Source organism: Nocardia sp. NPDC055321, assembly GCF_053645575.1.
The window spans coordinates 68809-93799 of record NZ_JBSHMS010000018.1 but is presented as its reverse complement, the minus strand read 5'-3'; the positions used below and the strand labels follow the sequence as shown (position 1 = coordinate 93799).

Annotated in this window: 20 protein-coding genes; 13 read left to right on the top strand and 7 right to left on the bottom strand. The window is 69.2% G+C overall.

From position 1 onward, the window contains the following. Positions 1-3: 3 nt before the first annotated feature. From ACWIGI_RS27600 to ACWIGI_RS27570, 7 genes are all read left to right on the top strand, one after another. Positions 4-1458 carry a glycosyltransferase gene (locus ACWIGI_RS27600; RefSeq protein WP_454205394.1) on the top strand — a complete coding sequence of 485 codons (1455 nt, stop codon included), beginning with the start codon at positions 4-6 and terminating at the stop codon, positions 1456-1458. Then, on the top strand, positions 1455-2414 hold the full coding sequence (locus tag ACWIGI_RS27595; RefSeq protein ID WP_454205393.1) for an ATP-binding cassette domain-containing protein: 960 nt from the start codon (positions 1455-1457) through the stop codon (positions 2412-2414). The genes ACWIGI_RS27600 and ACWIGI_RS27595 overlap by 4 nt, the downstream gene beginning before the upstream one ends. Further along, on the top strand, positions 2411-3238 hold the full coding sequence (locus tag ACWIGI_RS27590) for an ABC transporter permease (RefSeq protein ID WP_454205392.1): 828 nt from the start codon (positions 2411-2413) through the stop codon (positions 3236-3238). Before ACWIGI_RS27595 ends, ACWIGI_RS27590 begins: the two co-directional genes overlap by 4 nt. A gap of 14 nt (positions 3239-3252) precedes the next feature. After that, complete coding sequence (locus tag ACWIGI_RS27585; RefSeq protein ID WP_454205391.1) at positions 3253-4653, top strand: hypothetical protein; 1401 nt, start codon at positions 3253-3255, stop codon at positions 4651-4653. Between the two features lie 86 nt (positions 4654-4739). Then, positions 4740-5747, top strand: coding sequence for an AurF N-oxygenase family protein (locus ACWIGI_RS27580; RefSeq protein WP_454205390.1), 1008 nt, complete (start codon positions 4740-4742; stop codon positions 5745-5747). A 155-nt stretch (positions 5748-5902) separates the two neighbouring features. Next, positions 5903-7405, top strand: a complete 1503-nt coding sequence (locus ACWIGI_RS27575) for a flavin-containing monooxygenase (protein WP_454205389.1) — start codon at positions 5903-5905, stop codon at positions 7403-7405. 160 nt (positions 7406-7565) lie between these two features. Next, entirely contained in the window at positions 7566-8624 is a 1059-nt protein-coding gene (locus ACWIGI_RS27570; protein ID WP_454205388.1) for an aminotransferase class V-fold PLP-dependent enzyme, read from the top strand. A gap of 175 nt (positions 8625-8799) precedes the next feature. On the opposite strand, the gene ACWIGI_RS27565 is transcribed toward ACWIGI_RS27570, so the two are convergent. Together ACWIGI_RS27565 and ACWIGI_RS27560 are read right to left on the bottom strand one after the other, a co-directional pair. Further along, on the bottom strand, positions 8800-9504 hold the full coding sequence (locus tag ACWIGI_RS27565) for a hypothetical protein (RefSeq protein WP_454205387.1): 705 nt from the start codon (positions 9502-9504) through the stop codon (positions 8800-8802). A 120-nt stretch (positions 9505-9624) separates the two neighbouring features. After that, entirely contained in the window at positions 9625-11163 is a 1539-nt protein-coding gene (locus ACWIGI_RS27560) for a carboxylesterase/lipase family protein (protein WP_454205386.1), read from the bottom strand. A 175-nt stretch (positions 11164-11338) separates the two neighbouring features. Between ACWIGI_RS27560 and ACWIGI_RS27555 the strand changes: the two genes are divergently transcribed. The 3 genes from ACWIGI_RS27555 (at position 11339) to ACWIGI_RS27545 (ending at position 15677) form a co-directional block, all read left to right on the top strand. Continuing rightward, positions 11339-12679 carry an ROK family transcriptional regulator gene (locus ACWIGI_RS27555; protein WP_454205385.1) on the top strand — a complete coding sequence of 447 codons (1341 nt, stop codon included), beginning with the start codon at positions 11339-11341 and terminating at the stop codon, positions 12677-12679. Between the two features lie 134 nt (positions 12680-12813). Next, a complete protein-coding gene (locus tag ACWIGI_RS27550; protein WP_454205384.1) occupies positions 12814-14163 on the top strand; it encodes a M20/M25/M40 family metallo-hydrolase in 1350 nt (449 codons plus the stop codon). Next, complete coding sequence (locus tag ACWIGI_RS27545; RefSeq protein WP_454205383.1) at positions 14160-15677, top strand: YfcC family protein; 1518 nt, start codon at positions 14160-14162, stop codon at positions 15675-15677. Before ACWIGI_RS27550 ends, ACWIGI_RS27545 begins: the two co-directional genes overlap by 4 nt. Positions 15678-15679: 2 nt before the next feature. Here ACWIGI_RS27545 and ACWIGI_RS27540 read toward each other — a convergent pair whose 3' ends face one another. Then, a complete protein-coding gene (locus tag ACWIGI_RS27540) occupies positions 15680-16249 on the bottom strand; it encodes a TetR/AcrR family transcriptional regulator (RefSeq protein WP_454205382.1) in 570 nt (189 codons plus the stop codon). A gap of 110 nt (positions 16250-16359) precedes the next feature. On the opposite strand from ACWIGI_RS27540, the gene ACWIGI_RS27535 reads away from it, so the two are divergent. Beyond that, positions 16360-17673 carry a family 1 glycosylhydrolase gene (locus ACWIGI_RS27535; RefSeq protein WP_454205381.1) on the top strand — a complete coding sequence of 438 codons (1314 nt, stop codon included), beginning with the start codon at positions 16360-16362 and terminating at the stop codon, positions 17671-17673. A 752-nt stretch (positions 17674-18425) separates the two neighbouring features. Here the strand turns inward: ACWIGI_RS27535 and ACWIGI_RS27530 are convergent. After that, positions 18426-19925: a DUF222 domain-containing protein gene (locus tag ACWIGI_RS27530; RefSeq protein ID WP_454205380.1), complete on the bottom strand. Its 1500-nt coding sequence runs from the start codon at positions 19923-19925 to the stop codon at positions 18426-18428. A 134-nt stretch (positions 19926-20059) separates the two neighbouring features. Then, positions 20060-21052, bottom strand: a complete 993-nt coding sequence (locus ACWIGI_RS27525; protein ID WP_454205379.1) for an LLM class F420-dependent oxidoreductase — start codon at positions 21050-21052, stop codon at positions 20060-20062. 200 nt (positions 21053-21252) lie between these two features. Between ACWIGI_RS27525 and ACWIGI_RS27520 the strand changes: the two genes are divergently transcribed. Further along, positions 21253-21972, top strand: coding sequence for a dienelactone hydrolase family protein (locus ACWIGI_RS27520; protein ID WP_454205378.1), 720 nt, complete (start codon positions 21253-21255; stop codon positions 21970-21972). On the opposite strand, the gene ACWIGI_RS27515 is transcribed toward ACWIGI_RS27520, so the two are convergent. Both ACWIGI_RS27515 and ACWIGI_RS27510 read right to left on the bottom strand, forming a co-directional pair. Beyond that, positions 21873-22784, bottom strand: coding sequence for a sterol desaturase family protein (locus ACWIGI_RS27515; protein ID WP_454205377.1), 912 nt, complete (start codon positions 22782-22784; stop codon positions 21873-21875). The two genes, ACWIGI_RS27520 and ACWIGI_RS27515, sit on opposite strands and share 100 nt — an antisense overlap. Positions 22785-22882: 98 nt before the next feature. After that, positions 22883-24121 (bottom strand): MFS transporter, encoded by a 1239-nt coding sequence (locus tag ACWIGI_RS27510; protein WP_454205376.1) that lies wholly within the window; start codon positions 24119-24121, stop codon positions 22883-22885. A gap of 283 nt (positions 24122-24404) precedes the next feature. Between ACWIGI_RS27510 and ACWIGI_RS27505 the strand changes: the two genes are divergently transcribed. Next, positions 24405-24869, top strand: a complete 465-nt coding sequence (locus ACWIGI_RS27505) for a YiiD C-terminal domain-containing protein (RefSeq protein WP_454205375.1) — start codon at positions 24405-24407, stop codon at positions 24867-24869. Positions 24870-24991 lie beyond the last annotated feature (122 nt).

Genomic DNA, 24991 nt, shown 5'->3' with positions numbered 1-24991 from the left:
GTCATGCGGGTGCTTCTCGCCTTCGCGGGCAGTCGGGGTGATGCGCAACCGGGCGTGCTGCTCGGGCGCGAGCTCGTGGCGCGGGGGCACACGGTGACCCTCGCGGTGTCGCCGAATCTGGTGGAATTCGCCGGGCGGCATGGGATTACCGCGGTCGGGTTCGGCCTGGACAGTGCCGAGCTGTTGCGCGTCCAGCATTCGGATCGCCGGTCGAGCGGCTGGAATCCGGTGGGCCGCTTCCGGGCTCTGATGGATCTGCAACGACGCGGATTCGCCGAAGCGGCCGGGGATCTGCTTCCGCTGGCGAGCAGGTCGGACCTGCTCGTCACCGGCATGGCCTGCGAGGAGATCGCCGCCGAAGTCGCACGGCGGCACGGTATTCCTTTGGCGGCCATGCACTTCTTCCCCATTCAGCCCAACCGCGCGGTCCCGGTGCTGCCCACCGCTCTGGGCGCATCCCTCCCCGGCGCGATCAACCGGGCGGGATGGCGCACCCTCACCGCGCTGCGCGCCCGTGCCCTCGCCCCGGAGGTTGCCGCTGTGCGGTCGCCGGGTGCGGTTCGACCGTTGGTCCGTAACAGCATTCAGGCCTATGACGCCGAACTCTTCCCGGGGCTCCGCATCGAACTCGACGGCGCGGCGTTCACCGGCTTTCCGGTGATTCCGGGCCGGCCACTCGGCTCGGGCGTTCCCGGGCCACCGGCGCTCGACGCCGTCGACGGCGGATCGGGGGTTGCCGCGTCGGCGCTCGACCCCACTCCCGGATCGGTGCACCCGGTGTCGGTGGGTAGCGGCGCGCGAGGACTGCACGATGGGACCTCGCCAGGCGAAATCCTGCTTGCTCGAAACAGGTTCGGGACGGCGCCCGCCAGGTCCGTGTCCGGGCTGGACGCTTGGCTGACCGCCGATACGCCGCCGGTGTACGTCGGATTCGGTTCCATGCCGGTGGGGGACCACCGTGACCTCGAACTGCTGGTGCGCACCGCGTGCAAGCGACAGGGCCGGCGATTGCTGTTGAGCGGCGCGGCGTTCCGGCCCGGCATCACCGCCGATGTCGCCGTGGTCGATCAGGTCGACCACAGCGCGGTGCTGCCGCGCTGCGCGGTGGCCGTGCATCACGGCGGCGCGGGCACCACCGCCGCCGCGCTGCGAGCCGGTGTGCCGCAGGTGATCTGCGCGGTGCAGGCCGATCAGCCGTTCTGGGGGCGGCAGCTCGAGACCCTCGGGCTCGGGGTCACCATGCCGTTCACCGCGCTCTCGGCCGACCGGCTGGAACGCCTGCTGGTGCGCGCGGCCGAGCCCGGCACGGTATCGCGCGCCGCCGCCTACGCGGCCCGCTTCCGCGACGACGGTGTCGCGCGGGCCGCCGATGTCATCGAATCCCTTGCGTCACCCTCGCTTCTGGCAGCGCGGCCGGACGCGGCGGGCGCGCCGATCAGGATCGGAGGTGCCTCATGAGCACCGAGTACGCCATCGAGACCCGGGCACTGGGCAAGACGTTCGGATCACTCACCGCCGTCGGGGGCGTGGATCTGAACGTCACCGCGGGCACCGTCTTCGGACTGCTCGGCCCGAACGGCGCGGGCAAGACCACCATCGTCCGCATGCTCGCCACCCTGCTGCGCCCCGACAGCGGCCACGCCCTGATCTTCGGCCACGACGTGGTGCGCCAGGCCACCGCGGTGCGGTCCATGATCGGGCTCACCGGTCAGTACGCAGCGGTCGACGAAAACCTCACGGCCCTGGAGAATCTGCGGCTCTTCGGTCAACTGCTCGGCCTGACCCGCCGCGCGGCCACCCTGCGCGCGCACGAACTGCTCGAGGAGTTCGAGCTCACCGCCGCCACCCAGCGCCGGGTGGGCACCTTCTCCGGCGGTATGCGCCGTCGCCTGGATCTGGCGGCCACACTGATCACGCTGCCGCCGCTGATCTTCCTGGACGAGCCGACCACCGGCCTGGACCCGCACACGCGCGAACGGATGTGGTCGGTCGTGCGCGGGCTGGTCGACCGCGGCGCGACCATCCTGCTCACGACCCAGTACCTGGAGGAGGCCGACGCGCTCGCCGACCGCATCGCCGTCATCGACAAGGGCGTCGTGGTCGCCGAGGGCTCGGCGGGCGAGCTGAAATCCGCGCTGGGGGAGGAGATGCTGCGCATCGACCTGGTGGACCCCGCCCAGCGTCCGCTCGCCGACGCCGCCGTGGAACGCATCATCGGGGTCACCCCGCTGCACGGGGACACCCCCGCCACCCTCTCGGTGCCCCTGCGCGACATCGACAGCGCCGCCGATGTCGTCACCGCCTGCCGCGCGAGCGGAATTCGCCTGCGTGGCTTCGCCGTCGACCGCCCGGACCTGAACTCGGTGTTCCTGGCGCTCACCCAGCACTCGACAGACAGCAGGGCCGCCTCATGACCGTCCTCACCACCGCACCCGCCCGCCCGGTCCGGCGCATCGAGCGCCGCCCGACGGTACTGCACCTGGGACCCCGTGCGGGACTGCGGCAATCGCTCATCATGGCCCAGCGCGGCATGCTGACCTTCCGGCACAGCCCGCAACTGCTCTACGACGCGGTATTGCTGCCGATCATCGGACCGCTGCTGTTCGGCAGCGTGTTCGGCACCGCCATCGCGGGCAGCATGCACGCCTACCTGCCCACCCTGATTCCGGGTGTGCTGGTGCAGATCGTGCTCACCTCCTCGGTGGCGACGGGTGTTCAACTCTCCGAGGACATTCGGTCCGGGGTCTTCGATCGCTTCGTCGCCATGCCGATCGCCCGCTCCGCACCGGTCACCGGCGCCCTGGTCTCGGGCGCGACGCGCTACGTCATCGCCGCGGCCATGGTGTTGCTCGTCGGCTTCGGAATGGGTTACCGGCCCGAACATCCCGGCGGATTGATACTCGGCGCACTCCTGGTGGTGCTGGCCACCACCGCCATGAGCTGGATCTTCGCGTTCATCGGCGTCACCGTGGCCCGGCCGGCGGCGGTGCAGGGCATGTCCATGCTGGTGCTGACCTTCCTGAGCTTCGCCTCCAACGCCCTGGTACCCGAGTCGGCCATGCCGACCTGGCTGCGCCACGTGTCGGACTACAACCCGGTCTCGCACCTGGTGGCCGCCGTGCGCACCCTCGCCGACACCGGCGCCGGCGGCAGCGATCTGCTCTGGTCGATCGGCGCCGCGCTGCTCATCGCAATCGTCTTCGCTCCCTTGACCGTTCGCACGCTGCGCAATCGCTGATCAGGAGGATTCCCATGGCGGCACCCACCGTACCCACCGCACCCGCGCCCGTGGCCGCACCGGTTCCGGTCGCCATGAACCGGCTCACCGCCGATGACGACCTGTTCCTCAAACTGCACGATCTGTACGGCAATGCCCTGGTGAACCAGGTGGCGTGGCGCTTCGACGAGCCCGTGGACCCCGCGGTCCTGGAGCGCCTGCACGCGCACCTGGCGCACGGCTTCCTGTCCCGCCGGGTCCGCACCACCACGATTCCGCTCGCCCGGGCCTGGTGGGTGCGCGCGGAGTACTCCCTGGCGCTGGGCCGGGACACCGAGCCCGTGCCCGAGAACGGCGTCCTGGACTGGTTTCTCGCCCAGACGCGGGTGGATTTCGATCCCGTCGCGGGCCGGGTGTGGCGGCTGTCCACCGCGCCCACCGCCGCCGGCGGCATGCTGCTGTCCCTGGTCACCTCCCATGTGGGCGCGGACGGCGGCGCGGTGCTCTACGCCCTCGGCGACGCGCTGTACCGGCTCGACCTCGGCGCCGCGCCGGCGGCGGACGGCGGTTCCGGCAGGCTGGTCGGGACGACGCCGCGAGACGGCCTGTACCGCAGGCACTTCGCCGACGCCGCGGCTCAACTGGCCGCGGCCGCACGGGGAGTACGCGCGGCGCTCGCCGCGCGCGCGGTCACCGAACCCGCCCGCAACCCGCGCCCGGCCGAACCGGCGCTGCCGCTCCCGGACGCCTACACCCCGGCCGACGTCGTCGTGGAAGTCCCACTCGCGGAATGGAACAGCGTCGCGGCCGCGCACGGCGGCACCGCGAACGGCCTCATGATCGGCGTCGGGGTCGGCGTGCTCGGCCGCTCCGGCCGCATCGCCGACGGCGCCACCGTGCGGGTGGACATCCCGCACTCGATGCGCGGGCAGGACGATCCGCGCGGGAACGCCACCACCGGCCTGCCCATCGCGGTCCCGTACCGCGTCGGCGAGCGCACCGATCTGTCCCGGGTGCGCGCCGCCATCAAACAGGCCGCGCGCGCCTACGCCGATCCCGCCACGACGCCTGCGCTGCAACACCTGCAACCGGTGCAGATGATGCTGCCGCGCTTCGTGCTCGGCTATTTCTCCCGGACCGCGAAGGCGCCGGAGTGCCTGTGCACCAATCTCGGCGAGACCGGGAGCGCGGTGGCGACCATCGGCGGCGTGCGCGCCCGCACGGTGCTCATGCGCCCGGTCGTCTGCGCGGGCGCGACCGAGCTGTTCCGCCGGGTCGAGGTCGGCCTGAACCTGTCCTGGTCCAGTGACGGCGACACCGTCACCCTCGCTGTGACCGGCGCGGATCCCGATCGCTTCCCGACCCGCGCGGTGCTGCGCGACTGTGTCGCAGCGGAATTCGCGGCGTGGGGGCTGGATCCCACATTCTGGCGGTAACGGTCGGTCGGCCGCTGTTGACGCCCCCGGGAGGTAGATGTAACCATAAGATACAGTAATTTCTGTCACTCCCAGGAGGCCTGACAATGGTGTCAGCACCCGCATCCGCCGAGTCCGTGCTCGCGCTCGCGCAGAGCTATGCCGAGAAGGTCCTGTTGCTCTCGCAGGGCTCGGTCGACAAGCACTTCGATCCCTACGCCGACATCGACTGGGACAACTCGGCTTTCGCCGTGATCCCGGGCGATCCTCGCTGGATTCTGCCCGCCTCCGGCGACATGTTCGCCCGCCATCCCTGGTACCAGGCGCAATCCGAGGCCCGCAAGATCGAGATCGGGCAGTGGCGGCAGGCCAACATCGCCAAGGTCGGCCTGCAGTTCGAGACCCTGCTCATCGGCGGCATGGTGCAGCAGACCTTCAAGCTGCCCAATGGTTCGCCCGAATTCCGGTACTGCACCCACGAGGTCATCGAGGAGTGCAACCACACCCTCATGTTCCAGGAGATGGTGAACCGTATCGGCCGTGACGTGCCCGGGATGGGCCCGATCCTGCGGCAGCTCACCTATGTCGTGCCGCCTCTGGCCGCGCTGTTCCCGAATCTGTTCTTCATCGCGGTGCTTTCGGGCGAGGAGCCGATCGACCACATCCAGAAGGCGATTCTGCGCGCGGGCGAGGACATTCACCCGATCATGCGCGGCGTCATGGCGATTCACGTCGCCGAGGAGGCCAGGCACATCTCCTTCGCTCACGAGTACCTGGAACACCATGTGCCCGAGGCGAATCAGCTCGCCCGGTTCGTGCTCTCGCTGGCCTTTCCGATCGTCATGTGGATCGGCGGGCGGGCGATCATCATTCCGCCGCGCGCGTTCTTCCGAGAGTTCGGCATCCCGGATCGGGTGCGTAGGGAGGTCTTCTTCGGGCTGCCCGACTCCAAGGAGACCTTCGCCGGGTACTTCGGTGACGTGCGGGCGCTGGCCCAGCGCATCGGGCTGATGAATCCGGTCGCCAAGACAGTGTGGAAGGTGCTCGGCATCGGTGGTTCGACCACGCGGTACCGCTCGGAGCCGGACCGTGCGGGGCACTCGCACGCGGCCTGACGCCGCGGGGTTCCCGAGTGGGGTGGCCCGCCGTCACCCGCCCCCGGGCGGGCGGTCCACGGCTATAGTAGACGTTACCCCGGATAACACGTAACATTCCGGGGGCACTCGGACGACGAAGCCCGGGTAGACGACCAGACGAAGCGAGTACCTCAATGACGCGGCATGTCGACGTACTGATCATCGGCGCGGGCCTGTCCGGTATCGGCATGGCCTGCCACCTGAGCAGGGAGAACACCGGGCGCAGCTACCTCATCCTGGAGCGGCGCACCGCCATCGGCGGCACCTGGGACCTGTTCCGGTACCCGGGCATCCGGTCGGACTCGGACATGTACACCTTCGGCTTCGGCTTCCGGCCCTGGATCGGCACCAAGGTGCTCGCCGACGGCCCGAACATCCGCCAGTACATCGAGGACACCGCCGCCGAGTACGGGGTCACGAAGAACATCCGCTTCGGCCGCAAGGTCACCACCGCGAGCTTCGACAGCGCCGAGGGGCTGTGGACGGTGACGGCCTTCGACGAGCAGACCGGCGAGACTGAGACCTACACCAGCAACTTCCTCGTCGGCTGCACCGGCTACTACGACTACGACAAGGGCTACCAGCCGCACTTCCCTGGCCAGGAGAACTTCACCGGGCAGATCGTGCACCCCCAGCACTGGCCCGAGGATCTGGACTACACCGGCAAGAAGGTCGTGGTCATCGGCAGCGGCGCGACGGCCATCACCCTGATTCCGTCCATGAGTAAGGACGCCGCGCACGTCACCATGCTGCAGCGTTCGCCCACCTACATCGCCGCGCTGCCCGCCGACGACCCGGTCGCGGTGGGCCTCAAGCTCGCCCGGGTGCCCGCCGCCGTGGCCTACAAGGCCGGCCGCGCGCGCAACATCGCGCTGCAGCGCGCCAGCTACCAGCTCTCGCGCACCAACCCCAAGCTCTCGCGCAAGCTCATGCTCGCGGCGGTGCGCGCGCAGGTCGGGCCGAACATCGACATGCGGCACTTCACCCCGTCGTACAACCCGTGGGATCAGCGCCTGTGCGTGGTGCCCAACGGCGACCTGTTCCGCATCCTGCGCAGCGGTAAGGCCTCCATCGCCACCGATCACATCGAGACCTTCACCGAGAAGGGCATCCGGCTGCGTTCGGGCGAGGAGCTCGAGGCCGACATCATCGTGAGCGCGACCGGCCTGACCGTGCAGATGCTCGGCGGCGCACAGCTCGCGGTCGACGGTGAGACGCTGGCGACGCGGGATCTGGTGGCGTACAAGGGCGCACTGCTCAGCAATGTCCCCAACGCCATGGTGATCCTGGGCTACACCAACGCCTCCTGGACCCTGAAGGCCGATCTGGCCGCCGAGTACTTCTGCCGCCTGCTCAATCACATGCGGGCCGAAGGCTATTCGCAGGTCGTGGCCGTGCCGGAGGAGGGCGACCGCTCCGAGGCCTCGCTCATGGGCGGTGCGCTCACCTCGGGCTACATCCAGCGCGGTGACGGCGTCATGCCGCGCCAGGGCACCCGCGGGCCGTGGCTGGTCATCAACAACTACTTCCGCGACCGCGCCATGCTCCGCAAGGGCGCCATCGAGGACGGCATTCTGCGGTTCCGCCGCGAGGCGAAGCTGAAGGCCGTCGCGACGGCCGAATCACGCTCCGCCTGAGAAGATTTCGACCGGTCGGCGCGGCGACCGCCGACCCCCCGACGCGGTAACCGCCCCCCGGTCCGCGTCGAACCGGTCGAATAACGGTGGGCCGGGAACAGACCAGTTCCCGGCCCACCGGCTCTTTTCCGGGCCCGCCCGGCCGGGGCACCATGGGGTGATGACCCTCGCTCGCACCCCCGATCTGCTGCCCGCCTCGGTTCGAAACGCGTTCGCGCCCAACGTGACCTATCTCAACGCGGCCAGTTACGGATTGCTCCCGACCACGGTCGCGGCCGAGGTGGCCGCCGCCGAACAGCGCCGGGTGCACGGCGAGTTCGACATCGTGGCGGTCGACGGCGTCGTCGCGAACTGCCGTACGGCCCTGGGCCGCCTGCTCGGTGTGGACGCTGCCCGGGTGGCCATCGGCGCGCACGTCTCACAGTTCGTGGGTCTGGTGGCCGAGAGCCTGCCGCCGGGCGCGAACGTACTGCTGCCGGAATCGGAATTCACCTCGGTCATCTGGCCGTTCCTGGCGCGCAGGGATATTCACGTGCGCACCGCCCCGTTCGCCGAACTCGCGGCCGCGGTGCGCCCGGACGACGATGTCGTCGCGGCCGCCGTGGTGCAGTCCGCGGACGGCGCGGTCATGGACGCCCGGACCGTGGTCGCCGCCGCGCACGCCGCCGGCGCCCGCGTGCTGCTGGACGTGAGTCAGGCGGCGGGCTGGCTGCCCGTGCACGACACCGGCGCGGATTGGCTTGTGGGCGTGGGCTACAAGTGGCTGCTCGGCCCGAAGGGCACGGCCTTCTTCGCGGGTACGGACGCAGCCCTGGACACCCTGCGCCCGGTCGCCGCGGGCTGGTACGCCGGGGGCGATCCCTGGGATTCGGTCTACGACGCGCCGCTGCGCCTGGCCGCCGATGCCCGCCGCTTCGACCTCTCCCCGGTGTGGCCCGCCTGGATCGGCCAGCTGCCCGCCCTGGAGCTGTTGCTCTCGACCGGTATCGCCGAGATCCGGGCGCACGATGTGGCGCTGGCGAACCGGCTGCGCACGGGACTCGGCCTGCCCGTGGGTGATTCGGCCGTCGTCTCGATACCCGCGGACGCGGCGACACTGGACCGCCTGCGCGCGGCGAAAGTGGTGGGCGCGGTCCGCGCCGGGCGCCTCCGCCTGGCCTGCCACCTGTACAACACCGAGGCGGATATCGATCGAGCGCTGGACGTACTCGCCGAATAGCGATGCGGCGCGGTAGATCTCGCACACACGTGCCGGAATTATGCCGCGACGCTCCGGGATCGGGTTCTGCGTCCCGTCGCCCGCGACCCTGGCCGGGTCGCGGCGTGCGCTGTCGGCCGGTGTGTGGCCTCGCGGCGGCATCGAATCCGCAGCGCCCCGAGTTTCCGGCCGGCGATCAGATCGGCTGGAAGCCCGCGCCGACGCCCTCGGTCGCGTCCACGGCGGCCCGGACCGAATCGAAGGAGACGGCGACCACCGGGGTGTGGAAGGGATTCAGGGCGCTCGTGCAGGTGAAGCGCATGGCGCGGGTGTCGTTGATGAGCGGGCCCGAGACCAGGCCGACCAGGCGATCGCCGAGCAGCAGCGGGCCGCCGGAGTCGCCGTAGCTGGAGCAGGCCTGCTCGATGAAGCCGCCCGGGCCGGCGGACCACACGACGCCGCACGCCTCGCCGATGGTGCGGCCGTTCTGGCAGACCACGTCCCAGGCGCTCGGGGGTGCGGCGGCCAGGCCGGCGATGGTGGTGTTGCCCACCGAGCGCAGCGGGGTGACCTTGGCCGGATCGAACTCGATCACCGCGTAATCCAGGGTCTCGTCGGAGCTGACCACGTGGCCGACGGCGCCGGCCTCGGGGAACTGCTCACCGGCGACCGGTGCGCCCGGTTCACCGCAGTGCCCGGCGGTGAAGCCGACGAGGCGGCCGGCGCTGTCCCGGCCGATGGTGGTCAGACTGCATTTGGCGTGCCCGCCGAGCACGATGCCGGAACCGCCGCCGAGTGCGGCTCGGGTCTCGTCGGGGGCCGCCGATGCCGGGGCTGTCGCGGGGAGGGTGGCGGCGGCGACCAGTACGGCGGGTGCGACCCACCGGCGAAATCCGAGCATTCGAAACCATCCGTCCATTGCGACGTGCTGGGCAATTCTCTGCCTGGTAGTAGCCCCCAGTTTGCCATTCGAAACGGCGGGGGCCGCACGGGAGTCGTGCCGTCGCGCAGGACGCGCCGGTCAGGACAGCCAAAGCCCCCGCTGGGCGGCGAAGGGATCGGACTGTACGCGCGGGGACTCGGACCAGATCATGGTCTCGCGCCGCTCGACGGTGTAGCGCGGCCAGTGCGCTCCCGGATCGGCCGCGGTGACGAACGACACCCAGGCGCGGTGCACGGCGTCGGCCAGGGCCTGCGGGGGGTTGTCGCCCGCGACGGCGGCGACGCCCGGCGCGCGCAGGCAGTCGAAGGCGAAGGGCAGGTCCAGGCAGTGGAAGGAACTGCCCCGGTAGTCGGGAGCCGTTGAAGCCCAGGTGAATTCGTACAGCCAGGTGGCCTGATTGCGATTCGCGCGGTCCTCGGCGACCCGGTAGGTGGGTGCGCGCAGCAGGGTGTCGCTCTGCGCCTGGCCGAGCAGTTCCGCAGCGGAATCGCCCGGGTAGGCGGCTCGGAACCCCGCGATCCGCTCGGGCGGCAGGCCCAGCACGGCGAAGGCCGCGGGCAACGTGTCCGCGGTGACCGGCTGATCGCGGGTCATGTCGTTGAACTCGTCGCGGGTGAAACCGAGCAGCAGCGGAACATTGGTCGCCGCACCGGATTTCACGAGCTCGGCGCTGTCCAGGGGGATGGTGACGCCGTCGGCGAAGGGTGCGAGAGCCAGCGCCGGCACCGTCTCGCTGCCCGGTCCGATCTCGCGCATCCTGTCCTCGCAGGACTGCATCTGATCGTCGGTGAGATTCCGCAGCGCGGCCGCGGTGGCGGGCAACCCGGTGCGGGCGGTGAACAGCGCGGCTACCGCGAGCCCGGCGGCGCGCGAATTGGGCTGCGAGAGCGCCCCCGAGGCGGAGATGCCGGCGTGGAACAGCCCGCGCGCGGCGGGCGCGGCCATGAGCGCCCACACCGCGCCGCCGCCGGCCGACTGCCCGGCCACGGTGACCCTGCCCGGATCACCGCCGAACGCCGCGATGTTGTCGCGCACCCAGCCCAGCGCCGCGATCCAGTCCAGTACCGCCCGATTGTCCGGCGCGCCCTCGACGTGCAGGAAGCCCTCGATGCCCAGCCGGTAGCCGATCGACACCACGACCACGCCGTCTCGGTTGAACGCCGCCCCGTCGTACCAGGGGCTGGCCGCCGACCCGGCCACGAACCCACCCCCGTGGATCCACACCAGCACCGGCAGCCCGGCGTCCGCGCCCGGCTTCGGCGTGAACACGTTCAGATTCAGCACCCCGTCGCCCGGGATGCTCGGCTCCGGAATGGCGGTGACCTCGGTCAGCGACTTGCGTTGCGCGGTGGGCCCGTACGCCGTGCAGTCCCGCGTCTCGCCCCACGGTGTCACCGCCGCCGGCGCCGCGAATCGCAGGTCGCCGACCGGTGGCTGCGCGTACGGAATCCCCAGGAAGGCCACACCCGTATCTCGCCGCTCGCCCCGCACGGGCCCCGACGTCGTGACCACCGTCGCCCCGCCGGCGGACTCCGCCTCCCGGGCGCAGGCGGTGGCCAGCGCCGCCACCCCCGCTCCGATGAACAGTGTCCGCCGCCCGATTCGCTGCACAGCCATGTCAACCTCTGGTCGCTATTTACGTCAATGCTTGAAATAAATCACGCCCAGCATAATCTCGACGTGTGAAAGACGCACCCACCCTCGGATCCGGCAGCACCCTCGTGTTCGTACGGCGCCGGTCTGTGGAGCCCGTCGGTGCCCCCGCGATCACCCGGTGGATTCGGGCGGTGCGGTGACAGGGGCATCGCGGGCGGCGGGCGCGCGTTCGGGGGGCGGGCCGGCGGACTCCGCGGCGGTGCGGCGGGCGAACCTCGGGCGGGTGCTGCGGCACATCGCCGAGCACGAGCCCTGCGCGCGGACCGAGATCGCGACGGCGACGGGTTTGGCACACGGATCGGTGACGGCGTTGGTGGCGGACCTGATCGAGCGGGGACTGGTGGGGGAGGACGACGCGCTGCGCCGTGGCGGGCGGGGGCGGCCGGGGCGGCCGCTGCGATTGATTCCGTTGCGGGCGTTGAGCGTTGCCGTCCAGATCACCGCGGAGCGACTGCGGGTGATGGTCGCGGACCTCGCGGGAAACGTTGTGTGGCGGGAGGATTCGGCGCATCGCTGCCCGCCCGGGGAACCGGAGATCATGGCCGACGCCGTGGCCGCGGCCGTGCGCCGGGCCGCGGGCGGCGCGACCGGGCCCGCCGGGGTGACCGGTGGGCCATCGGACACCGCGGGCTCGGCGGCCACACCGGACTCGGCGCGCCTCATGACCGGCGCGCCCCTACAGCTGGTTCGAGTCGTCATCGCCATGGCGGGTCCGGTGCTCGACGACGCGGCGCAGACCGTCGCTCTCGCACCGGATTTCGGGTGGTTCCGGCCGGTGCGGCTGCGAGAGCTGGTGGGGGAGCGGCTGATCGGCACGGGGTGTGCGGTCGACGTCATCAACGATGGGAACGCCGCCGCCTTCGCGGAGTTCTACGCGGGCTCGCGGGGGCGGAGCCTGGTGTTGATCGAAGCCGGCACCGGAATCGGCGGCGGGGTGGTGTTGGACGGGCGAATTCAGATCGGCAGTCACGGGGTGGCGGGGGAGCCGGGGCATATGCCGGTGGCGCTGGACGGTCCGGTCTGCGTGTGCGGAGCGCGCGGATGCCTGGTGCTGTACGCGGGCCCCGAGGCGGTGCTCGAGGCGGCGGGGCTGGGCGCGGCAGCGCGCGAGCTCGGGCCGGCCGCGGCCGATTCGCGGCTGATCGCCGAGCTGTCGGCCGGGGAACCGCGGGCGCTGGCGGCGATCGAGATCGCGGCGCGAGCGCTGAGCGTGGCCATCGTGGGAATTCACGCGCTGCTCGACGTGGAGGAGATCGTGCTCGGCGGCACCCTGGCCGGCTGGTTTCCCTGGCTGACCCCGATCATCGAGGAACGGCTGGCGGACCGCCGCGCGCTGACCCCGGCGCTGGACCTGACCGTGCTTCCCGCCCGGCTCGGCGCGGACGCCATGCTGCTCGGTGCGATCGAATTCGCCCGGCGCGCGGTGCTTTCCGACCCGGCGGCCATCCCTATTCCGCCCGCTATCGCGGGGCGCTGACCGGGTCGGCGCGCGACGCCGCCGCGGAGCCGGTCGATCCCCGGCCGGGGCCGCGCGAACAGGCCCGCCGAGATTCTCGGGAAAAGTGGCTGTAGATTCGCTGATCCGGCATCGGATAGTGGTTTCATGGGCGCATGGATCTGCGCCCCGACCTGCGTAGCACTGTCAACGACCTGATGCCCGACCTGAAAGAGCTGCTCGAACAGCTGGTAGCGATTCCCTCCATCGCCTTTCCGGACTATCCGAAGGCGAATGTGCAGGCGGCGCACGACCTCATTGCTGAAGAGTTGCGGAAATCTGGTGTCGAAGACATTCGAGTGCTGACACTGCCCGAGACCTCCCCCGTCATCTACGCCCGCGTCCCCGCACCACCCGGCGCGCCGACGGTCCTGCTCTACGCGCACTACGACGTGCAGCCCTCGGGCGACGAAAGCCTCTGGAATACACCGCCGTTCACCCCGACCGAGCGCGACGGCGCGATCTACGGCCGCGGCGCGGCCGATTGCAAGGCCAATGTCGTCGCCCACATCGGCGCCCTGCGCGCATTCGGCGGCAAACCCCCGGTGGGCATCACCCTGGTCATCGAGGGCCAGGAGGAATACGGTTCCGGCTTCGACGACTACCCCGTCGAGCAGCCCGAACTGTTCCAGGCCGACGCCCTGCTCATCTGCGACGCGGGCAATATTCGCGCCGGCACCCCGACCCTGGTCACCGCCCTGCGCGGGGTCGCGGACGTCTTCGTCGAAGTGCGCACCCTCGCGGCCCCGGTGCATTCGGGACAATTCGGCGGCGCCGCGCCCGATGCGCTGCTCGCGCTGACCCACGCCCTGGCCACCCTGCACGACGCCGACGGCAATGTGGCCGTTCCGGGGCTGCGCCGCGACACCTGGACCGGCGCGAATTACACCGACGAGGAATTCGCCGAGGTCACCGGCATGGAACCCGGTATGCCACTGCTCGGCACCGGCCCCATCGGCGAGCGCATCTGGTACGGCCCGGCCATCACCGTCATCGGCCTGGACGCGCCGCCGGTGAAAACCGCTGCCTCCGCGGTGATTCCGTACGCGCGGGCCTACCTCAACGTGCGGGTGCATCCCGAACAGGATCCCGCCGAGGGGCAGCGAGCGGTGATCGAGCACCTGTCGAAGGTCAAGCCCTTCGGCATCGAACTGCAGGTTACCGGCGGCGACGTCGGCGCCGGATTCGCCGCGGGCACAACGGGCCCCGCCTACGCCGCCATGCGCGAAGCGATGGGCAAGGCGTGGAATACCGACGTCGTGGACTCGGCCATGGGCGGTTCCATCCCGCTCACCAATTCCATGGCGGCCGCCAATCCGAACTCCGAAGTCATCATGATCGGCGCCGAGGACTCCCGCTGCAATATGCACGGCTTCAACGAGCGCGTCCTGCTCAGTGAGTTGAGCAACGTGGCGCTGGCCGAAGCCGAATTCTTCCAGCTCTTCGCGAACAGGATGCGCAAATGAGCGATACCGCGGTCGTGGACCCGAAACCGGCCTCGCACAAGAAGAAACGATCCTTCCCCTCGACCTACACCATTCTCGCCGGGGTGATGGTCGCGGTATGGCTGGCGGCCTTCGTCATTCCGCCGGGCGCGTACCAGGTGGACAAGGACGGCAAGACCATCGCTGGGTCCTATCACCGCATCGAGGCGACCAAGAGCTTCGGCGAGCGCGTCCGGGATCTGTTCCTGGCGCCGGTGAACGGGCTCTACGGCATTCAGAATCCCGACAACGGTCAGGTCGCGCCCGATGCCAGCGGCGCGCTGTACGGTGCGGCGGCGGTATTCCTGTTCGTGCTGGCGGTGGGCGCGTTCATCACCGTCGCCTTCGCCACCGGCGCGCTCGACAGCGGAATCGGCAGGCTCGCATACAAACTGCGCGATCGATCCTTCCTGCTGATTGTCGGCATCATGGTCATCTTCGCCATCGCGGGCACGGTGGAGGGCTTCGCGGAGGAGACCCTCGGTTTCTACGCGCTGCTGGTGCCCCTCACCCTGGCCCTGGGCTACGACCGCATGACCGCGGTCGGCGCGATCATCGCGGGCGCCGGTGTGGGCGTGCTGTGTTCGACGGTGAACCCCTTCGCCACCGGCACCGCGTCCTCGGCGGCCGATGTGCCCATCGGGGACGGCATCGTGCTGCGGCTGGCCATGCTGGTGGTGCTGACCATCGTGACGGTCGCCTATGTGCTCTGGTACGCCCGCCGGGTCAAGAACGATCCCGGTAAATCCTGGTCCGGCTGGCAGCCCGGCGATCGCGATATGAAAGCCGAAGAGCACGAACCGGATCCGATGACCGGGCGGCAGGTGCTGGTGCTGTGGCTGGTGGGTCTGACCTTCGCCTTCATGATCTTCTCGATCATCCCCTGGGCCACCGTCATCAAGGGCGACGGCGCGACATCGTTTCCCTGGGAACTGGATTGGTACTTCCCGGAGCTGACAGCGCTGTTCCTGGTGGGCGCGGTGGTGATCGGCCTGGTCGGCGGACTGGGCGAGGGCAAGATGTCCGAAGCCGTCGGCAAGGGCTTCGGCGACTTCGTCGGCGCGGGCATCGTCATCGTGCTGGCCCGCGGCGTCACGGTCATCATGAACAACACCGAGATCACCAGCACCGTGCTGCACGCGCTGGAGGGCTTGGTCACCGGCACGTCCTCGGCGGTTTTCGCGGTGGCGGTCTTCCTGGTGAATGTGCCGCTGGCGTTTCTGATTCCATCCACCTCGGGCCACGCGACACTGGCCATGCCGATCATGGCACCGCTGGCGGATTTCGCGAATGTGCCGCGCTCACTGGTGGTCACGGCCTGGCAATCGGCGTCGGGCTGGGCGAATCTGGTGACCCCGACGACGGCGGTGGTGACCGGCGGCATCGCACTGGCCAAGGTGCGCTACGACCGCTACGTGAAGTTCATCGCGCCGCTCATGGGCATATTGTTCGTGCTGATCTGCGTCTTCCTAGCCGTCGCGGCCTGGATCGGCTGAACTCAGGGCTCGCGAATCATGCTGCGCCAGGCCGATTCCAGATGCGCCACCATGTCGAAATCGCGATCGATGAGCCAGCGGGACTGCAGGCCGTCGGCCAGCGCGAAGAAGATGGCGGCCACCGCCGCGGGATCCAGATGCGCCGGGAGCAGGCCCGCCTCCTGCTGCCGGCGCAGGGTCGCGGTGAAGGCCGCGGTACCGCGGTCGTATCGGATCCGCATGTAATCGTGGGCCGGATGCCGGGGATCGGCGGCCGCGGCCTGCATGTGGGTGAAGAGTTCGATGAGTCCCGGCACCCGGGTGTTGCGGTGGATCACCTGGATCAGATCCTCGGGCGTGAGCGCGTCCAGGGTCTCGATATCGGCTTCATCGCGTTTGCGCAGGACCGCGACGAACAGATCCTCCTTGGATCCGAAGTAGTGCAGAAGTCCGCTCTGGCTCAGCCCCGCGGCCTCGGCCAATTCGGCCACGGAGGTGGCGAGAAAGCCTCGCTCGGCAATGGTGCGCAGGGCCGCGGCCAGGATCTGTTCCCGGCGCTCGATGCCTTTACCGTAGGGCCCGCGTTTTGCCACCAGGAGAGTGTAGAACCCCGCCTGCCAGGCTTGTGCAACCAAAACCGTGCGTTGTACGGTTTTCATGCGACCCCGCGATCGGGTCGTTCACAGCGAAGGAGAGACATCCGATGCGACTCCGGCTCCACACCCTCGTCCCGGCTGTTCTGGCCGCAGCGCTCGCATTCGGCGCGGTACCGGCCGGCGCCGCGCCGCCGCCGCCCGGGCAGCTCGCGCCCATGAGCGATGACTTCCTCTGGGGTGTGGCGGCCTCCGGTTTCCAATCCGAGGGCAGTGCGCCGGACAGCAACTGGACGCGCTATATCGCCGCGGGCAAGACCGAGGATCCGTACCGGGATTCGATCGACTTCTATCACCGCTATGCCTCCGATATTCAGCTGGCGAAGCAGTTGGGGGTCTCGGTTTACCGCATAGGAATCGAATGGGCGCGGGTGCAGCCGCAGCCGGGGGTGTGGGACGAAGCCGGACTTCGGTTCTACGACAGTGTGATCGGGGCGATCACGGCGGCCGGAATGCGACCCATGCTCACGCTGGATCATTGGGTGTACCCCGGCTGGGAGGCCGAGCGCGGCGGGTGGAACAACCCGGGAATGGTGGATGACTGGCTGGCCAATGCGCGCCGGGTGGTCGATTGCTACGCGGGCTTCGATCCACTGTGGGTCAGCTTCAACGAGCCGGCCATGTATCTGCTCAACGAGACCAGGCACGGCGGCCTGCCCGCCACCTCGGTGCCCGCGATGCAGGACCGAATCGCACAGTCGCACAACGCGATATACGACTACATTCACGCGGTACAGCCGGGTGCGATGGTGACCAGCAATGTGGCCTACATCCCCGCGGCCGAGGATGCGGTGAACGGGACTTTCATCGACAAGATCGCGGCCAAACTCGATTACGTCGGCATCGACTACTACTACGGCCTGTCTCCGAGTTCGGTCGGCATGTTCACCAATTTCACGCAGCTCTGGAAGAACCCCCTGCAGCCCGAGGGCATCTACTATGCGCTGCAGCACTATTCGCGCAAGTTCCCCGGCAAGCCGCTGTACATCGTGGAGAACGGCATGCCCACCGAGAACGGCCTGCCCCGCGCCGACGGCTATACCCGCGCGGACAATCTGCGCGACACGATCTACTGGGTGCAGCGCGCGAAGTCCGACGGCATGAACGTGATGGGCTACAACTACTGGAGCCTGACCGACAACTACGAATGGGGTTCCTACACCCCCCGTTTCGGCCTCTACACGGTGGACGTCCTGACCGATCCGACCCTGACCCGCCGCCCCACCGATGCGGTCCCCGCCTACACCGAGATCACCGCGAACTCCGGTGTTCCCGCCGACTACGTCCCCACCCGGGCTCCAGCGACCTGCTCTCTGGTGGATGGCCTCGCCAGCTGCCTGGATCCGGCGGGCACGCCGCGCTGAAGGTGTGGGGTCTCGGTACGCCGGGGTCGGGAGACTCGGCTGCGGTTGGGTGCCCTGCCGGGGGAAGTACGCCTGGATAACGGAGTACCAGCCGGGGCAGGTTGGGTGCCTCGGCGCCGGTTCCAGCCCTTCCGGGCTGATTGACGGGATCGAAGCCCTTGGATGCGTGGCCGAGTTCTCAACCCTGGACCGGGTGCGGCAATCACCGCCCTGGCCATTACCTCATTGTGCTGACGACGAGTCTTTGTCTGTGGTCTCGAGAAGGTGCCCACGGCCAGTCGACCCGGCTGGAAGGGTGAACGGGCTCCCGGCTGGGGAGCCGAAGGTTGGGTACGGCAGGCGAGGTGACCAGCACTGCCGCATCTGTTTTGCCTGCTCTCCCGAACCCCGCCGGAAGATGCGGGTTGGTGTGGGTGTGGGCTACGTCGGCCACGCGCGTGAACACCTTGCCAGGTGGTCGCAACGGTGGTTCTGGTGGGAGGGCCGGGCCCGTGGCAGGGTGCGCGGGAGTCGATTCGGTGTAGACCGATGAAGCCGCGAATGAAGGTGCATCGAGCAGTGGGCGGTATTCGAGACCGGGGCTCGGTCGGTGACAGAGCCGCCGTGCGGAGATGCCCGATGCTGGGGTGGCGGTGTGGCTCTCACTGGGCGACGGCATGGGCGGTGCCGGGCGCACGAAGGCCTCTTCGGCGTCGAAAGCCGAAGAGGCAGAGTCGAAGCGGCGGTGAGGCTCGAGACCGGGGGCCGGGTGGCTAACAGCGCCATCGTGCTGGGATCCCCGGAAACTGGGGATGATGGCGGAAGTTCACACGTGGCCTACGACTTCGGTCGATGTGTGGTGGTGGGATCCATCCGGTTTTGCCCAGATTCTCCGAATCCTCGCCCATCACAACCGTTCCCCACCCGTTCGGGCCGGTGTTGATCTGGGCGTGGCAGGCATCGCACGCCAGGGTCAGGTTCTCGATGTCCGTTTCGCCACCATCTGACCATTCTCGGATGTGGTGTACAGCCGAGCGGCTCGCTGGCGCGTCGCAACCGGGGCGGGTGCAGCCTCGTTCGGTGGCGGTGAGCGCCAACCGCTGAGCCGGGTTGGCCAAGCGCTGGCCGCGAGACAAATGCAGTGGGCGGTCGTTGCGATCGAGCACCACCAGATACGGGGTCGAATTCCTGGCCACCTGGAGAGCCTGGGTGATCGACATGGTCCCACCGGTGGCGGTGGTCGCTACGCCCGCGCGCTTCTCCAGGTCCTCGATGCTCATGGTGATGATGGTCGAGACCGGAAGTCCGCGATGCGATCCGAGCTTCGTGGGGCCCATGTCCGGGCGGAAGAACACCATCAGGGCGTCGTGGTTGCGCTGCTCGGCGTTGCGGTGATCGCGTTTGGCGGCGGCGCGCAGCTTCGCTCGAAGGGCGGCACGGGCACGTTCGGCCGGGGTCAACGTCGGGTCGTCCACATCGACATCACCGGTGTCGTCGCCGTCGTCGAGTTCGGTATCGAGACCCAGTTCAGCGGTGGTCCACGGGCTTTCGGGATCATCGGGGTTGCACATGCCGGGGCGTCCGAACTTCTCGAACATCGGGATCATGACCGCACCCAACTGCGGGGTCAGGAACCCGGAGATCGGGTACATGCCGTCGATGCCCTGATGCCCGATCTTGATGCTCCGGACTCGCTGGCGGTCCCGGTCCTCGGTCAATCGGCCGTCAGGGTCGACGTGGGCCAGGATATGCACGCCGAGCTTGGTCACGCCCTTCGGATCACCCTCGCGGGCGTAGGAGGTCAGATGCTCCTCGGCATGGTCCTTCACTTCCGGACCGGCGGCGTCGGGGATCCGCATCAGCGCATCGTGGATGGCCTTCACGTGGTCGGCGGAGATCTCCCCGGCCCGTTGCGCTTTAGCTACGAGAGGCAGGACCGGCGGCCGGGTGCTCGAACCTTCCGACACCGTCGACAGTAGATCAGCGTTGCGAACGCGGGTAGCGGCCTCGGCGTACGAGAGTCGCAGTGTTTGTTGCAGGAACAGGATCAGGCTCTTCACACCGGCCCGAGGGCCCAAGTTCCGTGCTCCGCACTCGAGCGCGAAGCGCTGCTTCACGGCTTCGAGTTTGCGGACACTGGTTTCGAGTTCCTGCATGACGTCGATGACCTCGCCATCGGACATCGGGAACATCGGCAATTCGAGCAGGTTCTCCACCGCGGCGCCGAGTGCTTTGGCACTCGTCGCGATGGTGGGTACCTTCCTCGAATTCATACCCCTATTCTACGCCTTGATAGCAAGCGTGAATAGCCGAATTCAATTGTGATACAACAATATTCACACTGGACCGACGCCCGAATTCCTCGAAGAATTCGAACCGCCGGCCCAGCCACGAACCACCCGCCGAATCACCGCAGAGCCGGGATCACTTCCTTCTCGAACAGCTCGATTCCGCTGGTGTCATAAGCGGATTCCGGGAAGTTCAGAATCGTGTACGAAAGCCCTAAATCCTTGACCTTCGTGAGGTTTTCGATAACCTGCTCCGGCGTCCCCACCGCAGCCGATCCCCGGAAGATATTGTCGATCTGGGACTTCGCGGCCGCCGCGCCCGTGAACGGCGTCAGGCGCGCTTCGAGCGCGGCCAGCCGCTCCTCCACTTCCGCCTCGGTGCGCCCGATGGCGGCGTTGAAATTCGAGCTGCGGGTGATGGCGTCGAAATCGGTGCCCACATCCGCGCAATGGTTGCGCAGCAGCTCGGACTTGTGCGCGAACTCGTCCAGGTTGCCCGCGAAGTTCGTGTACTGGGCATACTTGGCCGCGATCTTCAGCGTCACCTTCTCACCGCCACCGGCGATCCACAGCGGAATCCCGCCCTCCTGCAACGGCAGTGGGCGCACGATCGCGCCGTCCACCTGGTAGTGCTTGCCGTCCAGTGTCGCGCTGCCCGTCGTCCAGGCCTGCTTGAAGATCTGCACGCCTTCGTCGAGCCTGCCGAGACGCTCACCGGCGGAAGGGAATCCGTAGCCGTAGGCCCGCCATTCGTGCTCGTACCAGCCGCCGCCGATGCCCATCTCCACGCGTCCGCCGGAGATGAGATCCACGGTCGCCGCGACCTTCGCCAGGTAGGCGGGATTGCGGTAGCTGATGGCGGTGCACATCTGGCCGAGCCGGATCCGCTCGGTGGTGGCGGCGAACGCCGACATGAGGGTCCACGCCTCGTGGGTGGCCTCCTCGGTCGGTACCGGGACCGTGTGGAAGTGGTCGTACACCCACAGCGATTCCCAATCCGGATTGGCGTCGGCGCGCTGCGCGAGCCCGCGCATCACATCCCACTGCGCCGCCGGCTCGATGCCGACCAGATCGAGCCGCCAACCCTGCGGGATGAATAGGCCGAAGCGCACGAGTTCTCCTCCGTCTGCCGATCGGTTGCGCCCGCACGAGGGCGCGGGCCACCAACCACTGTTCTCGCCCGGCACGTGCCGGGCAACCATTGCGCGCCGTGCGCGTCTAATTCGATCCGTCCGATGCCCGAACTGGTTGTCCCAGACGGGATAGGATGCGCCGCAGGTGATCGTTTCGACCAGTGGGGAGGGACTCGGCGATGAGCTCCATTCAGATGCCCGCACCGGACGGACCCGTGTCGGCGGTGTTCGAGACGCCTTCGGGCGACGGCCCCTGGCCGGGGGTGGTGGTGCTGCACGACATCGCGGGACTCAGCGGCGATATCCGGCGCAAGACCCGGCTGCTCGCGGACAACGGCTATCTGGCCGTCGCGCCGGACCTGTTCTCCCGGGGCCGGGCCCGGTGTGTGCCCAGCGTGTTCCGGGACCTGCTCACCGGCAAGGAAGGCCGGGCCATCCGCGACATCCAGGCCGCCCGCGCGCTGCTGACCGCCGACGAGCGCTGCACCGGCAAGGTCGCGATCGTGGGTTTCTGCCTGGGCGGAGCGTTCGCGCTGCTGCTCGCCCCGCAGGGTTTCGACGCGGCCGCGCCGTTCTACCCCTCGGGTCGCGGCAACTACGAGGAGATGCTGCGCGGGGCCTGCCCGATCGTGGCCAGCTACGGCGCGAACGACCCGGCCAATCGCGGCCGCGGCGACAAGCTCGAGCGAGTCCTCACCGAGTACGGCATCGACCACGACGTGAAAACCTATGCGGGCGTCGGTCATTCGTTCGCGAACGACCTGCCCGCGCAGGGGCTGCTGCGGGTGGCCGGGCTCGGCTACGACGACGCCGCCACATCCGACGCCTGGCGGCGGATCTTCGCCTTCTTCGACACCCACCTGTCGCCGGGTTTCCAGCCGGGCGGGCCGAACGTGTAGCCGAGCCGGTCCCGCATGCGGGTGGCGGAGCGCAGATCCCGCCACAACGCGCCGAACTCGTAGTACTGCAGCGTCAGGAGATTGTCGCTGTCGATGTTCTTCGTCAGCCCGTAGGTGGGCCGGAACGTCTCGGCGCGGAAGGTGCCGAACATCCGGTCCCAGAGGATCAGGATGCCGCCGTAGTTGCGGTCCAGGTACTCGGCGTCACTGGCGTGGTGCACGCGGTGATGCGAGGGCGTGTTGAAGACGTACTCGAACCAGCGCGGCAGCTTGCCGATGGTCTCGGTGTGCACCCAGAACTGGTAGATGAGATTGAACGACCAGGCGGTGAACACCATCCACGGCGCGACGCCCAGCAGCGGCAGCGGAATCCAAACCAGCAGCTCGAACCAGGGATTCCACTTCTGCCGCAGCGCGGTCGCGTAGTTGAAGTAGCGGCTGTTGTGGTGCACCTGGTGCGCGGCCCAGATCAGCCGGACGCGGTGCGAGGTGCGGTGGTACACGTACCAGAGCAGATCCACGCCGAGCATGACCGCGACCCAGCTCAGCGGATTGCGCGGGTCCAGCTGCCAGGGCGCGTGGACGTAGAGCACCGCGTAGCCGATGAGTGCCACGAACTTGGCCGCGCCGCTGACGAAGACCGAGATCGCGCCCATGAGCAGGCTGTTGCGCGCGTCGGTGCGGTCGTAGCCGGTGCGGTCGTCGCCGTGCTCGCGCAGCGAGAGCACCTCCACCACGAGGGCGAGCACGAAGAACGGGATCGCGTAGGTGACGGGCTGATTGATCTGTTCCCACAGGTCCACGGTGCTCACTCCACTCCCGCGCCGATGAACACGCGGTCACTTCATCTGCACCGACTGTAAGGCTCGGATCGCGGAATTCGGAAGGGGTGATCCGCCTGAGCTGGGCTTCAGTCGTTTCTGCAGCGGGCGACCAGGGCCAGGCAGCCCGCGGCGGCGGCCGCCAGCGCCAGGAACATCACGGGGTAGCCGAACCCGGCGTGCTGGTGCAGCACCGCCATGACCGCGGGAACGCCGAAGCCGAGGTAGCTGACGGCGTAGTAGACCGCGGTCAGGCCCGCCAGGTCGTCGGGCCGGGCCATGCGCTCGATCTCCAGGAGACCGGCGACCAGGCCGATGCCGAAGCCCATGCCGAGGACGACGGCGGTGGCGACGGTGAGCCACAGGGTCAGCGCGCCGGAGGCGACGGTGGCCAGCAGCATGCCGGCGATGGTCAGGCTCAGCCCGAGCACCGGCAGGCGCAGGGTGCCGGGCCGGTCCAGGCGGCGGGCCACCGACTGGATGGCGAAGCCGCAGCCGAGGGTGATGACGGTGATGAGCGCCGAGAACGCGATGGGCGCGCCGTGCACCTTGGGCATCATGAGGGTGGGCATGATGGCGTAAGCCGTTGCGGCGGAGGTGAACAGCCACACCGACAGCGGCAGGGCGACCAGGCGGAAGCGGCGGTTCGCGGCGGCGGGGACCTTCAGATCGTCGCGCAGCCGGGCCGGATTCGGTTGCGGCACTATGGTTTCAGGTGCGCGCAGCACCCAGGCGGCCGCGCCCGCACAGAGCGCGACATTGAGCAGGTAGGGGAGCGTGCTCGGGAGCGGACCCCATTGCGCGAGCACGCCGGCGACGCCCGCGCCCACGCCGAATCCGCCGGTCAGGCTCATGGCCGAGCGGCGCGCGCCGGTGCCGGCGGCCGTGTGCGCGGCATAGGGCGGCTGGGAGAGTTCCTTGAGCCAGCTGCTGCCCACCGCCATCGCCAGCCCGAGCGCGACGCCGGACAGGACGCGCCCGGCGGAAAGCATTGGCACCGAGTCGGATCCGAACGCGAGCAGCAGCGATCCGGCGGCGGCGATCAGGGGTGCGGGGCGCATCAGCGGCCGGCGGCCGTATCGGTCGGAGAGCGGGCCGCCGATGAGCAGCGCCGGAATGATACCGAGCACGTATTCGAACAGCAGCAGGTCCACCGTGGCCAGCGGCAGCCCGTCGCGCTTGTACATGACCAGCAGCGGCGTGAATTCGTTTCCGCCCCAGGCGATGGCGAAGATGGCCGCCGCCACGCCGATCCAGGCCCGGTCGGTGCGGGCGCCGGTCGCGGGCGCGGCGGTGGTCAGCGCCGGGGCGGCGGACGGCGACGGCATGGGGTCCTCTCGGTTCGACGCCGGGCGGGTGCGTCGGGTGTGCGGCCGGGGCGGCGGCGGAACCGGTGTGCTCGCCCGCCTCGATGTGGTCCGCGATCCGGGTGTGGGCGCGCGACAGGGCCTCGCGCAATCCTAGGAGCGCGGCCGCGAATATTTGCTGGGATGTGGCCGGGTTCACCGTCGCCACCCGGACCCGACCGGCCGGACTTGCGCGAGGGGAGTCCCACCCACGATGATCTGTGCTGTTGGCATGTTGCCAGTAAGTTCAGACACGGAGGTCCGCATGGCGAACGACGCCACCCCGCCGCTGCACGAGGTAGTGAACAGCGCGCTCGAGTTCACCATCCCCATCGCGCACAAGATGGGGGTCACGGCCACCGAGGTGCGTCCGGGCTACGCCGCGACCAAGGTGCCCGCCGAGGGCAACGGCAACCACTTCGGCGTGATGTACGCCGGTGTCCTGTTCACCGTCGCCGAGGTCCTCGGCGGCGCCCTGGCCCTGGCCAGCTTCGACACCGCGAAGTACTACCCCCTGGTGAAAGACCTGCACATCTTCTTCCGCAAGCCCGCCGCGACCGACGTGGTCGCCGAGGCCACTCTCTCGGAGGCGGAGATCGCCCGCATCGCCGAGGAGGCCGACCTGAAGGGCAAGGCCGACTTCACCCTGACCGCCAAGGTGATCGACGCCAACGGCGTGGTGGTGGCCGAGACCGAGGGCCTCTACCAGCTCCGTGCCCACAACAAGTAGGCGACGAGCTTCGGGGCCCGCGGTCCCATGGCACCGGCCGAGGGCCCCGGGGGGGGGGGGACACCGCCGGCGGGGCCCGGGGGGGGGGGGGGGGGGTCGCCGGGGGGGGGCCGGGGCGCGGA

Bases quoted from the DNA above. Each gene is read 5' to 3' on its own strand.
- ACWIGI_RS27535 (WP_454205381.1), top strand. From the start codon at position 16,360: ATGCGACTCCGGCTCCACACCCTCGTCCCGGCTGTTCTGGCCGCAGCG.
- ACWIGI_RS27530 (WP_454205380.1), bottom strand. From the start codon at position 19,925: ATGAATTCGAGGAAGGTACCCACCATCGCGACGAGTGCCAAAGCACTC.
- ACWIGI_RS27520 (WP_454205378.1), top strand. From the start codon at position 21,253: ATGAGCTCCATTCAGATGCCCGCACCGGACGGACCCGTGTCGGCGGTG.
- ACWIGI_RS27570 (WP_454205388.1), top strand. From the start codon at position 7,566: ATGACCCTCGCTCGCACCCCCGATCTGCTGCCCGCCTCGGTTCGAAAC.
- ACWIGI_RS27600 (WP_454205394.1), top strand. From the start codon at position 4: ATGCGGGTGCTTCTCGCCTTCGCGGGCAGTCGGGGTGATGCGCAACCG.
- ACWIGI_RS27550 (WP_454205384.1), top strand. From the start codon at position 12,814: ATGGATCTGCGCCCCGACCTGCGTAGCACTGTCAACGACCTGATGCCC.
- ACWIGI_RS27565 (WP_454205387.1), bottom strand. From the start codon at position 9,504: ATGCTCGGATTTCGCCGGTGGGTCGCACCCGCCGTACTGGTCGCCGCC.
- ACWIGI_RS27575 (WP_454205389.1), top strand. From the start codon at position 5,903: ATGACGCGGCATGTCGACGTACTGATCATCGGCGCGGGCCTGTCCGGT.
- ACWIGI_RS27590 (WP_454205392.1), top strand. From the start codon at position 2,411: ATGACCGTCCTCACCACCGCACCCGCCCGCCCGGTCCGGCGCATCGAG.
- ACWIGI_RS27505 (WP_454205375.1), top strand. From the start codon at position 24,405: ATGGCGAACGACGCCACCCCGCCGCTGCACGAGGTAGTGAACAGCGCG.
- ACWIGI_RS27595 (WP_454205393.1), top strand. From the start codon at position 1,455: ATGAGCACCGAGTACGCCATCGAGACCCGGGCACTGGGCAAGACGTTC.
- ACWIGI_RS27585 (WP_454205391.1), top strand. From the start codon at position 3,253: ATGGCGGCACCCACCGTACCCACCGCACCCGCGCCCGTGGCCGCACCG.
- ACWIGI_RS27580 (WP_454205390.1), top strand. From the start codon at position 4,740: ATGGTGTCAGCACCCGCATCCGCCGAGTCCGTGCTCGCGCTCGCGCAG.
- ACWIGI_RS27510 (WP_454205376.1), bottom strand. From the start codon at position 24,121: ATGCCGTCGCCGTCCGCCGCCCCGGCGCTGACCACCGCCGCGCCCGCG.
- ACWIGI_RS27560 (WP_454205386.1), bottom strand. From the start codon at position 11,163: ATGGCTGTGCAGCGAATCGGGCGGCGGACACTGTTCATCGGAGCGGGG.
- ACWIGI_RS27545 (WP_454205383.1), top strand. From the start codon at position 14,160: ATGAGCGATACCGCGGTCGTGGACCCGAAACCGGCCTCGCACAAGAAG.